Annotated in this window: 17 protein-coding genes; 3 read left to right on the plus strand and 14 right to left on the minus strand. The window is 41.6% G+C overall.

The genetic code is table 11. The features are described 5' to 3' along the window. Window positions 1-24: 24 nt before the first annotated feature. The 11 genes from M3234_RS27750 to M3234_RS27800 all read right to left on the minus strand — a co-directional run bounded on the left by M3234_RS27750 (window position 25) and on the right by M3234_RS27800 (window position 9,237). Window positions 25-684, minus strand: a complete 660-nt coding sequence (locus M3234_RS27750) for a potassium channel family protein (RefSeq protein WP_066317873.1) — start codon at window positions 682-684, stop codon at window positions 25-27. A gap of 88 nt (window positions 685-772) precedes the next feature. After that, the gene (locus M3234_RS27755) at window positions 773-1,681 is read right to left on the minus strand and encodes a DUF4349 domain-containing protein (protein WP_262307781.1); all 909 of its coding nucleotides are present in this window, start codon (window positions 1,679-1,681) and stop codon (window positions 773-775) included. A gap of 133 nt (window positions 1,682-1,814) precedes the next feature. After that, a complete protein-coding gene (locus M3234_RS27760) occupies window positions 1,815-2,270 on the minus strand; it encodes a TlpA family protein disulfide reductase (RefSeq protein WP_262307767.1) in 456 nt (151 codons plus the stop codon). Beyond that, the gene (locus M3234_RS27765) at window positions 2,267-3,400 is read right to left on the minus strand and encodes an N-acetyldiaminopimelate deacetylase (RefSeq protein ID WP_262307768.1); all 1,134 of its coding nucleotides are present in this window, start codon (window positions 3,398-3,400) and stop codon (window positions 2,267-2,269) included. The genes M3234_RS27760 and M3234_RS27765 overlap by 4 nt, the downstream gene beginning before the upstream one ends. A gap of 70 nt (window positions 3,401-3,470) precedes the next feature. Next, on the minus strand, window positions 3,471-4,181 hold the full coding sequence (dapD, locus tag M3234_RS27770) for a 2,3,4,5-tetrahydropyridine-2,6-dicarboxylate N-acetyltransferase (protein ID WP_262307769.1): 711 nt from the start codon (window positions 4,179-4,181) through the stop codon (window positions 3,471-3,473). A 78-nt stretch (window positions 4,182-4,259) separates the two neighbouring features. Then, a complete protein-coding gene (locus M3234_RS27775) occupies window positions 4,260-5,138 on the minus strand; it encodes a LysR family transcriptional regulator (protein ID WP_262307770.1) in 879 nt (292 codons plus the stop codon). Between the two features lie 31 nt (window positions 5,139-5,169). Then, the gene (locus M3234_RS27780; RefSeq protein ID WP_262307771.1) at window positions 5,170-6,663 is read right to left on the minus strand and encodes an MDR family MFS transporter; all 1,494 of its coding nucleotides are present in this window, start codon (window positions 6,661-6,663) and stop codon (window positions 5,170-5,172) included. 52 nt (window positions 6,664-6,715) lie between these two features. Further along, window positions 6,716-7,156 carry a cyclic-di-AMP-binding protein CbpB gene (cbpB, locus tag M3234_RS27785; protein ID WP_262307772.1) on the minus strand — a complete coding sequence of 147 codons (441 nt, stop codon included), beginning with the start codon at window positions 7,154-7,156 and terminating at the stop codon, window positions 6,716-6,718. A 100-nt stretch (window positions 7,157-7,256) separates the two neighbouring features. Beyond that, a complete protein-coding gene (locus M3234_RS27790) occupies window positions 7,257-7,493 on the minus strand; it encodes a YkuJ family protein (protein ID WP_066317842.1) in 237 nt (78 codons plus the stop codon). A 223-nt stretch (window positions 7,494-7,716) separates the two neighbouring features. Continuing rightward, the gene (locus M3234_RS27795; RefSeq protein WP_262307773.1) at window positions 7,717-7,953 is read right to left on the minus strand and encodes a hypothetical protein; all 237 of its coding nucleotides are present in this window, start codon (window positions 7,951-7,953) and stop codon (window positions 7,717-7,719) included. A gap of 72 nt (window positions 7,954-8,025) precedes the next feature. After that, a complete protein-coding gene (locus M3234_RS27800; RefSeq protein WP_262307774.1) occupies window positions 8,026-9,237 on the minus strand; it encodes an EAL domain-containing protein in 1,212 nt (403 codons plus the stop codon). A 268-nt stretch (window positions 9,238-9,505) separates the two neighbouring features. On the opposite strand from M3234_RS27800, the gene M3234_RS27805 reads away from it, so the two are divergent. From M3234_RS27805 to M3234_RS27815, 3 genes are all read left to right on the plus strand, one after another. After that, a complete protein-coding gene (locus M3234_RS27805) occupies window positions 9,506-10,375 on the plus strand; it encodes a metallophosphoesterase (protein WP_262307775.1) in 870 nt (289 codons plus the stop codon). Between the two features lie 117 nt (window positions 10,376-10,492). Further along, a complete protein-coding gene (locus M3234_RS27810) occupies window positions 10,493-10,972 on the plus strand; it encodes a YkyB family protein (protein ID WP_262307776.1) in 480 nt (159 codons plus the stop codon). A 139-nt stretch (window positions 10,973-11,111) separates the two neighbouring features. Beyond that, the gene (locus tag M3234_RS27815; protein ID WP_262307777.1) at window positions 11,112-12,275 is read left to right on the plus strand and encodes an aminotransferase A; all 1,164 of its coding nucleotides are present in this window, start codon (window positions 11,112-11,114) and stop codon (window positions 12,273-12,275) included. A 19-nt stretch (window positions 12,276-12,294) separates the two neighbouring features. On the opposite strand, the gene M3234_RS27820 is transcribed toward M3234_RS27815, so the two are convergent. The 3 genes from M3234_RS27820 to M3234_RS27830 form a co-directional block, all read right to left on the minus strand. After that, complete coding sequence (locus M3234_RS27820; RefSeq protein WP_066317805.1) at window positions 12,295-12,480, minus strand: hypothetical protein; 186 nt, start codon at window positions 12,478-12,480, stop codon at window positions 12,295-12,297. Between the two features lie 83 nt (window positions 12,481-12,563). Then, window positions 12,564-13,442: an NAD(P)-dependent oxidoreductase gene (locus tag M3234_RS27825; protein ID WP_262307778.1), complete on the minus strand. Its 879-nt coding sequence runs from the start codon at window positions 13,440-13,442 to the stop codon at window positions 12,564-12,566. Window positions 13,443-13,533: 91 nt separating this feature from the next. After that, the gene (locus M3234_RS27830; RefSeq protein WP_262307779.1) at window positions 13,534-14,004 is read right to left on the minus strand and encodes a hypothetical protein; all 471 of its coding nucleotides are present in this window, start codon (window positions 14,002-14,004) and stop codon (window positions 13,534-13,536) included. Between the last annotated feature and the right edge of the window lie 238 nt (window positions 14,005-14,242).

Genomic DNA, 14,242 nt, shown 5'->3' on the forward strand with positions numbered 1-14,242 from the left:
AGAAGCCGTGCGGCTTCTTCTTTTTTATTCCATTACTTTTTTCTCAAACCGGTCGATATCCTGGTCCGTGCCTATGACGATTAACACGTCATTGACGTGGATCATTTCTGTTGCTTGTGGCGAGACGATAATATCTTCTCCTCTTTTTATCGCAACAATATTCAAGCCATACTTTTTGCGGATATCCAAGTCCATGATGGTATGACCGCCAAGCTTTCCATTGGCGACAATTTCCACAATACTATGCTCGTCTGATAGCTCAAGATAATCAACAACATTGCTGGACGTCATGTTATGAGCAATTCTTTTCCCCATATCTCTTTCCGGATGGACTACAAAGTCTGCTCCGATTTTTCTGAGCACCTTTTCATGATAATCATTTTGCGCCTTAGCCGTAATGCGGGCGACACCCAATTCTTTAAGAATCAGTGTTGTCAAAATGCTGGATTGAATGTCATCGCCAATTGCGACAATGACATGGTCAAAATTTCGAATTCCCAGGCTTTTTAACACCGCCTCATCGGTCGTATCACCTACGGCCGCATGAGAGGCAATCATGGCAAATTCATTGACTCGTTCCTCATTTATATCAATTGCCAGTACTTCCATTCCTTCATCTGTCAAAGTGCGGCAAATGCTCCCTCCAAATCGCCCAAGACCAATTACCGCAAAACTTTTCTTCACAATAAACTCCCCCAGGAAAAATCTTTTGATCTAACTCGTTTCATTTTAACATCGTTCCGCCTTTTAATATATAGATAATTTTCAGCCATTACTCTTGCCGCTGGCGACCCATCCTCTTTTTATAGATTATAAAACCGAGGACAGCAAGTATGATAAATATTATTAGAATCGGTAAATTGCCAATTGTAAAAACAACTAAGCCTGAAAAGAATGACAATAATAAATTAGTGCTTTTCATGAATTGTTTTTTTGTTTTTTCCCATGTATTAAGCTGGTCCTTATCGATATCCGGAACAACCACTTTATTTTCATAAAGTGTAATGGTCACGGTTGAAAACGATGTTTGGTTTTCAAGGAATTTCATCTTTCCTTCAATTGTTTCTATTTCCTCTTGAATCGCTGCCAAATCCGCAGAAATTTTTAATAGGTCTTCTGTTTTTGCCGCTTCCTTCATAAAGGAAAGCAACCGCTCCTCTACTACCCGTTTAGATTTTAGTCTCGATTCAAGGTCAACATATTCCTCGGTCACATCCTGGCCGGTTATATTTCTCTGCAATACTTCGGCTGCTTGCCCTTCAGCATCATGTAAAAACTCTTGGAAATGTTGCTGCGGGAGTCGAATCGTCAGCCTGCCGTTAAGCAGCTCTTTTCCTTCCCGTGTTACATCTGACTCGGCAATATAGCCGCCATACTGGCTGACTTTTTCTTCAAGGTTTCTGACAGTTTGGGCAAATTTCTTTACCCTAAGTTCAAGATTGGCTTGGTATATGACCATCTTATTCTGTACCTGTACGGTCACGGTCTTATCAGGCTTGGATTGATCGCCTTCCCGATTGGTTAGGGCGCTTTTCTCTGGGCCGCCGGAACTGGATGAATCCATCACGGCCTTATTTTCGACACTCATTTTTGCACTTTCATCCTTGCTGCTGCCAGCATTGCTGCAGCCTGCCATACCGACAAACAACAAAAAAATAACGAGAATGAAAAGTTTTTTCATACCCAAAACCAACACCCCTTTATGTCTTATTAAACCATTTTTATAATTACCGACGGTTAAAAAAAGCGAAGGTTACAATGTGCACAAAAAAAGCCGCTATCTCGGATGGTGCAGCTTTATTGTTAGGAGTTTATTATTTCGTTTTTTCAATTTCATCAAGGAGACGAATGACTCGTTTTTCTAGCATCGTCTTGCCGCTTCCGCCCGCCTGAAAATGTCGAAGCTGGCCGTTCTTGTCAAAAATATAGTAAGCAGGAACATATTTGTTGTCAAATGCAGCGGTAATTGTCATATTGCTGTCTACAATAATTGGGTGGTTGATGCCGTGTAATGAGGCGTCATGCTTGATTTCCTCAATGTTCAGGTCATTTTCAGACCTTGGCATATGAACAGCAATAACATTTAATTGATCCCGATAATCATCAAGGAATTGATTAATTTGCGGCATTGCCTTTTTACACAGATGGCAGCTGATTGACCAAAAATGAATCAATGTTGGCTTCGTGCCTACCAAACCCTCCCTTGTCACTTGGCCGTTCAGCCATTCAACAGCACCATTTAATTCAGGCATTGGCTCACGCAATTTCACCCCGGGTCCCTCCTAGTCCCTTTGTACGATAAATAACTGGTCATCACCCTAATTGCAACATCGATTGCCGCTTCATTTGGATCAAGCTTGGCATGATGCAGGCCAAAGGGGGAGTCCACTCCAAGCCAAAACATGAGTCCGGGAATATCCCTTAGCATATAGCCAAAGTCCTCTCCAGTCATGGCTTCAGTGCATTCCACCACTTTAATTTCAGGTTCTTGGTTATTGAACTCAATAAATTCTTTGGCAACTTCCTCGTCATTGTACACCTGATGGTACATGGACCCATAGTCAATGGAAGCCTCGCACTCAAAGCCTGCTTCCACTCCTTTAACGAGCGACTCAATGCGCTGTTTAACCTTTTGCATGGAATGAGGTGACAAAGTGCGAATCGTACCTTCAAGCCGGGCTTTTTCGGCAATAATATTTTGGACGGTTCCACCGCTAATTTTACCAATGGTTATAACGGCGCTGTCAAGCGGATTCACGTTGCGTGATATGATTGTCTGCAACTGACTGACAAGGGTACAGGCAGCAATTACCATATCGTTTGTTTGATGCGGATAGGCGGCATGTCCCCCCTTTCCTTTTAAATCAATATATAACTCGGATGTATTAGCAAAAAGCAACCCTGGTTTGGTGGCAATTGTCCCCACCGGGTATTCCGGTGCAATATGGAGGGCAAAAATCAAATCCGGTTTCCATTCTTTAAATTCTGTTGAATTCATCATCGGTTCAGCACCGCCGGGCCCTTCTTCGGCAGGCTGAAACACGAATAGCAGGTCGTCATCTATCCGATTTTGGACAAAGTGAGTAAGCACCCCAAGCGCAATGCTCATATGGATATCGTGGCCGCAGGCGTGCATTCTCGCCTCATGTGTTGAAGCAAATGGCAGACCTGTTTCTTCTTCAATAGGCAGGCCATCGATATCTGTCCGATAACCGATTGTTTTCTGCGGATTTTGGCCATGCACCTTTACCAGAAGTCCTGTTTTCCATGTTTTTATGGCAAGCCGCTCCTGAGGCAAAGACTGAATATATTCCATTAAATAAGCCTGGGTTTTATATTCCTGGAATCCGAGCTCAGGAATCTGATGAAGATCGCGGCGGATTTTTATAAAGGAATCCATATCTATGTATCTCTCCTTTTTATTGTCTAGCTACAAAACAAGCGTGGAGGCTATCCACGCTGTTTTTAGGCTATAGTTGACGAAGCTCTTGCATAATTTCAGTCTTTGATTTTGTCTTTTCGTCAATATCTTTAATTTTTCTGGCTGGGGTTCCGGCTACTACTGTGTATGGAGCAACATCCTGCGTCACGACAGCACCTGCCGCAACAACGGAGCCCTTACCGACTGTAACCCCTTCAAGCACAACCGCATTGGCACCAATTAAAACATCATCTTCTACAATGACAGGCTTGGCGGATGGAGGTTCGATTACACCTGCAAGGACAGTGCCTGCACCGATATGGCAATTTTTGCCGACCGTTGCCCTGCCGCCTAATACAGCACCCATATCAATCATAGTCTTTTCGCCGATGACTGCGCCAATATTAATGACTGCACCCATCATGATTACCGCTTGATCTCCGATTTCCACCTGATCGCGAATAATCGCACCCGGTTCGATCCTGGCATTGACATGCTTCATATCCAATAACGGAATCGCGGAATTGCGTCGGTCATTCTCAACCACAAAATCTTCTATTTTTGCAGAATTAGCTTCCAGAACTGCATTGATATCAGTCCATTCGCCAAACACGACTCCTGTGCTGCCATTTATGAACGTTTTAGCATTTGCCCCGAAATCGAGCCCGGCCAAGTCACCTTTTATGTATACTTTCACCGGAGTGGATTTTTTGCTATTTTGAATAAAAGAAATAATTTCATTTGCATCCATCATTTTCATGTTACGTGCCCCCTTTACATTCTAAAAAATACTTTAGCAAACAAAAGGGATGAAAACAAGAAAAATACCCCTTTATGCTTAAGTTTCAGTAATATAATCTTTCATCACCTCAACGAATGCTTGAACCTGCTTTAATTGGAACGCCGATTCATAGCCCAAAAGCCATGTATCGCGTTTTAGCGGCTCTCCTGATTCATTTAACAATGGAATTTTGAAGATATCCTGCTCGGCTTTCGTCAGGGTAATCCCTGGCAAAATGGCATAGCCAATCCCGTTAAAGGCCATTTGCTTGCAGGTTTCAATTTGGTCAACAATGACCGTTCGCTTTGGTGACGTTTTAAATTTCTTCATCCACCAATCTTGGATTTCCTGATAATAGTTGGAGTCGCTTTTAAATTGGATAAATGGTCGGTCCGTTTCAACGATTTGCTCCGGCTGGGTAATTTCCCGATCTACCAAATATAATGGATCATTGAAAAGATGTACTTTAACTCCTTTCCAATCCGGCATGCCCCGAATGATCCCGATATGAACCTGGTCGTCGTACAAGCAATTTAGGATTTCACTGCTCCAGCCTGTGACGAGCGACAATTTAACCTGTGGATATTTATCAATAAATTTCTTTAGTACTTGCGGAAGCCAGTTTTGTCCGACAATGGATGCCACTGCAATTTTTAACGTACCTGATACTCCTGTTTGTAAGGAATATATGGTCTCCCTCACTTTCTCCTGTTTTGTCAGCACTTCATTGACAAAATCTATCACATGCTCACCAGCTGGAGTCAAGGCCAAACCTTTTTGTGAACGGATAAATAATTTTGTTCCCCATTCCTTCTCAATCGTCTGCAAGCGCTGCGATAAGGCCGGCTGGGAGACAAACAGCCGCTCGGATGCTTTTCGCATATTCATTTCTTGGGCTAAAACCGAAAGTAATTGAAATTCCGAAATTGACGACATTTGAGGGGCCTCCTTTAAAAAGCTCTGCACCTTAGATGGAGCTTTGGTCTTTTTTCGGTATAAAAAATATCAAAAACATACTGACAATGGCAATTGTAAGGACGACATAATAGACGGAATGCAAGGAAATGGTCAGACCATCCTGTAAAACCTCCCTGACGGAATCAAGCAGGTTATCACGTTCTTCTGTCTTTAATAGCAAATTGGCATCATCCGCTGTCAGCGATGGTGATTTTTCTGCCAAATAATGATTCAAGCGGTTATTTAAAATTCCGCCCAGGAGAGCCGCACCAATGGTGTTTCCCAAATTCCGCATAAACATATTGGCCGCTGTTGCAACACCACGCTGTTCCCAACCTACTGTACTTTGTATCGAAACAATAAAAGCTGTTGATGTGAGTCCCATTCCAACTCCGACCAAAAAGGATCCGACAGCAGCCCAAAGCGGCCCGGATGAGGCCTGCATAGTTACAAACACCAGGCTGCCAAAAATTAAAAACACCCCGCCTATAATAGATGTTTTGCGATATCCGATTGTGACCAGCATTCGCCCGGACAGTGTGGAGGCAATCGGCCAGCCAATGGACATCGCGGTCAAGGTAAACCCGGCAATAATCGGCGTTTGTTCCATGACACCTTGGACAAAAGTTGGCAGGAAGCTTGAAATGCCAATCAACATGATACCAGTTGTCAGTGAAGTTATATTTGCGATAAATATGGCTCGTTCTTTCCAGATAGAAAACGGCATCATCGGCTCAGCTGCCCGTCCTTCTTGGATAACGAACCCGGCTAAGGCAACAATAGCCAGGGCAATTAATGCATTAAGCTGCCAAGAGCCCCATGGCCAATTCCTTCCGCCCTCGACAAGGACAAACATAAATGACGAAATAGTAATGGTTAAAAGAAATGCACCTGGATAATCAATTTTATGTTTCTTCTTGTTCACATTTTCATGGAGGAACAGCCATAAACCAGCCAAGGCCAAAAGCCCAAGCGGTACATTAATCCAAAAAACATATTTCCAGCTGGCATACTGGACCACAAGTCCGCCCACTGCCGGCCCTGTTATTGCTGAAATCCCCCAAACACTGGAGAGATAGCCCTGAATTTTTGCCCTTTCTTCCGCTGTATAAATATCGCCAACGATTGTCGTGGCAATTGGTGTAACCGCACCTGCCCCAAATCCCTGAATGAGACGGAAAATGATCAGCATTTTCATTGAAGTGGCAAAACCACAGAGAATCGAGCCGATTAAAAAGAATATGATGCCAACGGTAAGGACGGGCTTTCGCCCAAATAAATCAGATAATTTTCCGTAAATCAATACGGTAACTGAATTCATCAATAAATAGGCGGAAAAAACCCAGCTGAACAAAGTGAACCCGCCCAAATCTGCAACAATGGCCGGCATGGCCGTAGAAACAATGGTTGCCTCAATTGCTCCCATAAACATGGCCAGCATGACAGATGCCAGCACAAGTGGTCTTTTTGTTTGTTTAATTCCAATCGAGTTGGCTTCGCCCATTGCTTGACACCTCTGATATTAAAAAAATACAGCCCCCTTAACGGGAGCTTTATTATTTGAACCTTTTGACCAGCATATTTAATTGATTCAAAATCGAGCTTCTCGGTAAAATGCCGGCGAAGAACCCGTCTTCCGTTTCGATACAAAGGAACGGATGGTTAACCAGCAATTCGAGGCAATCGGGAAATGAGGCAGAAAGTTTAACCCGTGGAATTGATTTTTTCATAACCTCTTCCACCCGCTTTTGTTCCAGCATTTCAAATTCAATTCTTTCAAGCCCAAGAATAGAATCCATAATAATGGGGGTACTAATTAGCCCATGAAGCTTGTATAAAGGATCTAATACAGGAATGGCTGTATAACCGCTTTTGGTAAGCACCAACAAGGCGTGTTCCAGATTGTTGCCGACCTGTACATGGGCTACCCGTTCTGATGGTATCATAAAATCTTCTATTGTTAGGTCTAAAAATTCCCCGCTGGGAAGACTGATCATCACGAAAACTCCTCATGTTAGTTTTTCCTCGTCTCTATTCTATCATAGTTTTCGTGGAGCAGGATAAATTTTAGCATGAAAATAAGGACCGCGGACGGTCCTATTGGATCAAATCAAAAATCTCAATGGTAATCATATCAATGTTATCAAATTGATATCGTTTTGGCTTTTCCTTTTCAAAGTACACCTCAAGTTCAAACGTTTCCGTTTTTGGGTGATAAGTCACCTGACACTTTCTTTCTCCGTTTACCTCAAAATAGCGTTGAGTCGGCTCACCATTCACCGATTGTTCTTGAAGATTTTTTAGTCTGGTTAATATACCTTGAAGCTGTGACATAAGCTTTTTTCTCCTTTCCAAAACAAACAGGCTTCTGTTTGTTAGGTTTCACATTTGGCATGTTTCTATCCGGATGGATTTTTTCCATAAGAATGATAATTAAAATACAGTTTTTATATGCCAATATTAACAGAATAAAATAACCGCTTTATTTGTACAAGCAAAAATGTAAAATTTGCTAAAATTTTCTCGATAAAAATAGGCCTCGAGCATTTGAGACCTTTTAATAAAAAGACACAGCTATAAATAGGATGATAAATAAAACCAATGCAAAAAAAATGCCATAAGAGAGAAAAACCGGATTTTTCACATAAACATTTTTTTGAATCGGTTTGGCAATTTGGGTATCAATCTCACCTTGCACCACTTTTTGCTGTCGTCCAAGTGCAAGAGTATAAATGAGCGACACCGCCAAAATGCCGAAGATTAAAGCCGCAATAACCATTTCAAAGAGATTCATGAGTCCAATTCTCCTTCATCATCATGTAACATTAAATTGCCACCCGATGAAGCTTTCTATTCTGGTGCTTTCTTACAGTAATTGGTCATGTTCAAACAAATACTGATAGGAAATATCAATAAATAAATAATCGTTGTCATTCATCGGATATGAAAATGTCCGTATCGTTTCACCGGTTTCAATGTCGCAATACAAGTCAGATAGAATGCCTTTGCGCTCATTCCTCATCTTGATGATGTTCTCCAAAAAATAAGGCCGCCAGCTCCAATTTTTATTTAAATATTCCGGTTGTGTAGTCCAGCAGCCCTTGTCCCTGAACAGATTGGCCGATTTCTGAAATCCATTTTCATCGCATACATAAATACGGAACGCTACTTGATCCATTTCTTTGCCAAGTATATGCAGCAGCTCCTCAAGTACAAGCTTTTTATTTTTCATAATGATATCCTGCACTTTGGCATGGAAATACTCCGTCGTCGTAAATACTGCCTCCAATTTCCTTTTTTCGTAGGATATAAAATCATGAAACTTTTCCTTCAAACGATGCTTTAAAAAATCCGGTTCAATAAACTCGGCAGCCGGCGGATGCAAATAGTAGCCCTGATAATAACGGCCGCCATTTCTCCAGGCGAACTGTAGTTGATAACTCATTTCGATGTTTTCAAATAGGAGCGTGGCGCCAATTTTTCTAGCCAAAACAGAAAGCGAAAACAACATATCATTGAAATTGGTACCCGTTGCTGTCGATTTTAAGGCTTCCAAATTAATTTTTAAAATATCCGGATCAAGTTGGGCAATTCTTTCAAAAAAAGGACTTTCACTATCAAGACTGGATATCGCAATTTTGATTCCATAGGTACGATAATACTGAAGCAAATTATCGAGTTGGCCAATGTCCCCTTTATAGTGTTGTTCGGAGATTTCAAGGACAATTCGGTCTAATCGCAATCCTTTTTTTTCAAAGGCGAGCAACTCCTCCAGAAAAGGTTCTCCATCGCTATACATGAGCAATTCAGCATTTCGGTTCAAAAAAATGCTAATGGTTTCATCCAGTTCCAATGCCTTTTCCAACGATTTTTGCACTAACAATAGATCGACTTCAAATTTATACTCATCGGGAATTTGGTCATCATGAAAAAAAGGCCCGAGACTGATGACCTCTTCCTCTGTTTTATACCTGCCCAATACCTCATAGGCGATAATTCGTTGTTCATCGGCACTAAAAATCGGCTGGAAATACGGGAAAACATTGGTCAGATTCGAAAGGATTTCCAAAGCATCCATCCAAGTACCTCCCAAATAGATTTTTATCATTATACCATAGGCCATAAAGCCTGAGCTTGCTCTACCTGTAGAATACCATGATAAAGGAAAGAGAAACAATTGACCCTAAAGTCAGCCTGTTGAAAAGCAGTGTATTCGAAACGATTATTTGGCATTTATTTATTTTCGCTGAATAAAAACTTAATAAAGCTTGTTTACTTGCATTATGCGACGTTTTTCTTGAAAATACAAAGGGTATTCATTTATTAAAAATAGGTTGGTAGAAGATATGATGAAACCACAAACACGGAGAACTTTTTTAAAACGGTTGGCAGGTTCTTTCCTTGCCGTTCTTGGCTTAGGCGCCGGAGGATATGTTTATGGCAATCGGATCGAACCGGCATTACTGGGAATTACCCGTCTTGATATCAGTCATCCCTTAATCCCGGCGGGGTTTCACGGCAAGAAGATTATTCAATTTAGCGATACACATTTGGGTTTTCAATACAACCTTAATCAACTAGAAAAATTGATTGACAAAATTAACGCTGAGAAGCCTGATTTAATTTTTTTCACTGGAGATTTAATGGACGAACCGAATAAATATAGAGAAATCAACAAATTGACTGGCATTTTGCAAAAGCTGCAAGCACCACTGGGCAAATACTGCATTTACGGAAATCATGATCACGGAGGTTATGGGACAGAAATTTATAGGGGAATTATGGAGGCTGCTGGCTTTAAGCTATTAATAAATAGTGCCGATTTTATTAAATTACCCGATAACAGCAGAATTTTCATTGCAGGCATTGATGATTTAATGCTAGGAAAACCTGATTTGGCATCTGCATTAAAGCATGTTCCGGAAAAGCAATTCTGCATTCTTCTATCGCATGAGCCAGATTTTGCAGAAACAGCCATCAGCTATCCGGTTCAATGGCAGCTGAGCGGACACAGCCACGGGGGACAAGTAAAGATTCCTTTTGCCGGAGCGCTGGTTCTGCCTCCATTTGCAAAAATTTATCAAGAAGGGCTATATGCCATTGGCGGTGAAAACGGGCTTATTTTATATGTCAATCGTGGAATTGGGACGACAGGACTCCCCTTCCGTTTTTTCTCCAAGCCGGAACTTTCGGTATTTACGTTATCAGCAAATTAAGCTCCTAAAGCCAAATGCCTTGAGCCTGCACGAAATAAAAACTTAGCGATTATTTCTATTTTACTAAAAAAAAGGTATAATAAAATTGTCTTTAAAAGATTGAAAGGAGAACCTATTTTGAATTCCGACCAAAACTATCCCCTTAAAAAGATTAGTCTGACCATCGAAAACCTCGGACAAGCTGTCTTCATCGTCAATCGGCACGCAAAGACAGCAACAAATCCCAAATATCTGTACAGGTTAAAACAGGAATCTTTAAAAAAATTGATTGAAGAAGGAAAAGCTGAAAAAATCGGCTTGCATTTTTCGCAAAACCCCAGGAACAGCCAGCAGCAATCAGATGTGTTGGTAAAATGCGGAGATTACCTTTTTCACATTCCACCAACGAAAACCGATTTTGAGAATCTTCCTCACTTGGGCAAATTGGATGGCCATTTCAGAAATCCTAAAGCCTCACTTTCCCTTCATGCTGCCAAAGCTTTACTGCAATCCTATACGGGGATAACCGAAGGAGGGGCTCCGCCCAATAATCAACGAAGAAACCATCAGCCCTATCAAAAACCGATCTTCAAAAAATTGGGCGAGCGATATTCCTAATGCCATTGTAAAAAGCCAGGCACTCAACCTGGCTTTTTACAATTACTCTATTTTTAAAAGTAGAAACTTTTATTGGCCATCGACTATAATCAACAATATAGTCTTTTTGTAGAAAATGCAGATGAAAGGATGGGTCTTATTGGAGCATCTTCTTAATCAACGGGTTAAATCTATTGAAATTTCGGGGATTAGAAAGTTTTTTAATATGGTCGCACATGTAGAAGATTTAATTTCACTTACAATTGGACAACCTGATTTTCCAACCCCGGAACATGTAAAACTTGCTGGCATCACCGCAATTGATGCGGACTTCACTTCCTATACTCATAATGCAGGGACACTTGAATTAAGGAAAGCGGCTTGTGAGTTTGTAGCTAAAAAGTATGGTTTGAATTATCAGCCGGAATCCGAAGTTATTGTCACAGTGGGAGCAAGTGAAGCAATTGATATAACATTTCGGACCATTTTAACTGAAGGTACGGAGGTTCTCCTGCCTGGACCGATATATCCGGGATATGAACCGATCATTCGAATGATGGGCGGTGTTCCAATACATGTTGATATTCGGAAAAATCAATTTCGTTTTACCTTGGATATGATTAAACCTTATATCACCGAAAAAACCCGATGTATTGTCCTGCCTTATCCATCAAACCCTACCGGGGTCAGTTTAACACGGTCCGAGCTTGAAGAAATAGCCGGTTATTTAATGGATAAAGACATTTTTGTAGTCGCAGATGAGATTTATAGCGAGTTAACCTATAAAGGGTTTCATACATCCATAGCTAGTTTTCTAAAAGAAAAAACAATTATCATTAACGGGCTTTCCAAATCCCACTCGATGACCGGCTGGAGAATCGGCCTTCTGTTTGCACCGGAAGCTATTGCTAAACACATATTAAAGGTGCACCAATATAATGTCTCATGTGCCAATTCAATTGCTCAAAAGGCCGCATATGAAGCACTAACAGCAGGCATGGATGATGGTGTAGCGATGAAAAAAGACTATGAGGCAAGAAGGGATTATGTTTACCAGCGGCTCCAGACAATGGGTTTTGATGTTGTGAAGCCCGACGGTGCTTTTTATTTCTTTGTTCCAATTCCAGCCAGCATTCCTTTAAACAGCTTTGATTTCGCGCTTAAGCTCGTACACGAAGCGAAGGTTGCTGTGGTCCCGGGCAGTGCCTTTTCAGAGTATGGCGAAGGGTATTTCCGGTTATCATTTGCCTGCTCGATGGACATCTTGGCAATGGGGCTTGACAGGATTGAACATTTCCTGGAAAAAAGCAGAAAACCTCGCTGATCACAGCGAGGTTTTTAATTTAAGGGTTCATTCCTTTATATTTTCCGTTATTTTTGGCCGCTTTAACTTTTTTGGCCTTGTCGTGATGTATTTTATTGGTATCTGCAGAACCAAATTCATGGGAGAATTCCGAATCGATTACAGCAGAATCAAACCCTTTTTTGTTTTTTTGCTGGGGGTCGTTTTTCTTATTTCGCTTCGCCATAAACACTCCTCCTATTTAAGTTTCCCTGATAGTTTCAAGTAGATAAGAGGAATATATGCCTGCCAGTTTGTGGCGGAATGGACTCAGCTTTTCCAATATTTATAAAGTGCCTGTGTGCCGTTATTTTCTTCACCCTGTTGGGCCAATTTCTCATAGAGGGATTTCGCCAAGGCCAGCCCCGGCACTTCCATGCCCATTTGCTCTGCTTCGTCCAAGGCAATTTTCATGTCTTTTATAAAATGCTTTATGTAAAATCCGGGTTCAAAATTACCCTGGAGCATTCTTGGAGCCAAATTGCTCAAAGACCAGCTGCCTGCCGCCCCGGTTGTAATACTTTTTAAAACAGTTTCAGGATTTAATCCGGCCTTTTCAGCATATATGATGGCCTCGCACACGCCGATCATATTGGAGGCAATCGCAATTTGATTGCACATTTTTGTATGCTGCCCGGCACCTGCATTGCCTTGGTAGACAATATTTGTTCCCAGATGCTTTAGGAGCGGAAGAACGGCATCAAATGCTTCGCGGTCACCGCCGGCCATGATAGACAGTTTCGCTTCCCTGGCCCCGATATCTCCGCCAGAAACGGGCGCATCAAGCACATGGATTCCTTTTTCCTTGGCCAGTCGATACATTTTTACTGCGAGAGATGGCGAAGAAGTTGTCATATCAACAAAATAGCTGCCCGATTTTCCATTTTGAATTAACCCTTTTCCCCCAAGGTATACTTCCTCTACATCAGCGGGGTAACCGACCATTGTAAAGACGACGTTTGCCTTCCCGGCAAGTTCCCTTGGCGTTTCCGCCCATTCTGCTCCCTGATCCAAAAGTTCAGCAGCCTTTTCTTTTGTTCTTGAATAGACAACTACAGGATAACCAGCCTTCAATAAATGCCCGGCCATACTTTTTCCCATTACACCGGTACCAATAAAACCGATTACTGTTGTTTCTGAAGTTCGCAATTTTATGACCTCCTTTAATGTCCTATTAACATTTTAGCACTGTATTTTACGATTTTGTAAAAAAAAGCCTGGAACCACGACTGGCCCAGGTTTAAAGTTCGGAAGAGAAGTTGGTTAAGTAAGCACGCCCAAATACCTCTTTATTATTAAATACTTCTATGGAGACGGCATTTTTTTGTTCAATCATTTTTTCAATTTCATGAATATGTAAATCCTCCAGTAACGGAATTGGGTCCATGAAAATAATTTTCTCTTTTGTCCCTTTTACATCAAGATATTCTCCGTTTAATACTTGCTCCTCTCCATAGACAATTTCCCGTTTGCCAATCGCCGATGCCAGACGTTCATCATGGATGGTGACTTTCACTTTGTATAAATCGCGGCTATCGAGATTTTCATTGTTAATCCGAAACCGAAATTGAATTTCATTATTTTTCGTTAACAGGGCATCAGCATAACGGTTGGCAATTAATTCGTTAGAAAATAGTGTGCCGCACCCGGCCATAATGAAGGCCATTCCCAGCAACAAGCTTAAACATAATTGATATTTCTTCCGCAACATAACCACTCCTTTACATTTCCACCATAGCCAAAAAAGGGCAGCGGTAAACGTAAAAGGGTACTAAAAAAGAACCGGCCAATTAGCCGGTTCTCGCTTTCCGCGGGCGGTTCGGGGAGCCTCCTGATATGAACGAAACTGTCAAGGCCCCAGCTCCACCCCTAGGTTTCGATCCATTTTTGACCAACTCTAAGAAGAGAAGCTATTTGTCGCTTCTTCGCTTGTTGGTTTGGTTAGATAT

Source organism: Neobacillus niacini, assembly GCF_023715785.1.
GTDB lineage: Bacteria > Bacillota > Bacilli > Bacillales > Cytobacillaceae > Neobacillus > Neobacillus niacini_E.

Coding starts and splice junctions, on each gene's coding strand:
- M3234_RS27755 (WP_262307781.1), bottom strand. CDS start 1,681: ATGAAAAAACTTTTCATTCTCGTTATTTTTTTGTTGTTTGTCGGTATG.
- M3234_RS27765 (WP_262307768.1), bottom strand. CDS start 3,400: ATGGATTCCTTTATAAAAATCCGCCGCGATCTTCATCAGATTCCTGAG.
- dapD (WP_262307769.1), bottom strand. CDS start 4,181: ATGAAAATGATGGATGCAAATGAAATTATTTCTTTTATTCAAAATAGC.
- M3234_RS27775 (WP_262307770.1), bottom strand. CDS start 5,138: ATGTCGTCAATTTCGGAATTTCAATTACTTTCGGTTTTAGCCCAAGAA.
- M3234_RS27780 (WP_262307771.1), bottom strand. CDS start 6,663: ATGGGCGAAGCCAACTCGATTGGAATTAAACAAACAAAAAGACCACTT.
- cbpB (WP_262307772.1), bottom strand. CDS start 7,156: ATGATCAGTCTTCCCAGCGGGGAATTTTTAGACCTAACAATAGAAGAT.
- M3234_RS27790 (WP_066317842.1), bottom strand. CDS start 7,493: ATGTCACAGCTTCAAGGTATATTAACCAGACTAAAAAATCTTCAAGAA.
- M3234_RS27795 (WP_262307773.1), bottom strand. CDS start 7,953: ATGAATCTCTTTGAAATGGTTATTGCGGCTTTAATCTTCGGCATTTTG.
- M3234_RS27800 (WP_262307774.1), bottom strand. CDS start 9,237: ATGGATGCTTTGGAAATCCTTTCGAATCTGACCAATGTTTTCCCGTAT.
- M3234_RS27805 (WP_262307775.1), top strand. CDS start 9,506: ATGATGAAACCACAAACACGGAGAACTTTTTTAAAACGGTTGGCAGGT.
- M3234_RS27820 (WP_066317805.1), bottom strand. CDS start 12,480: ATGGCGAAGCGAAATAAGAAAAACGACCCCCAGCAAAAAAACAAAAAA.
- M3234_RS27830 (WP_262307779.1), bottom strand. CDS start 14,004: ATGTTGCGGAAGAAATATCAATTATGTTTAAGCTTGTTGCTGGGAATG.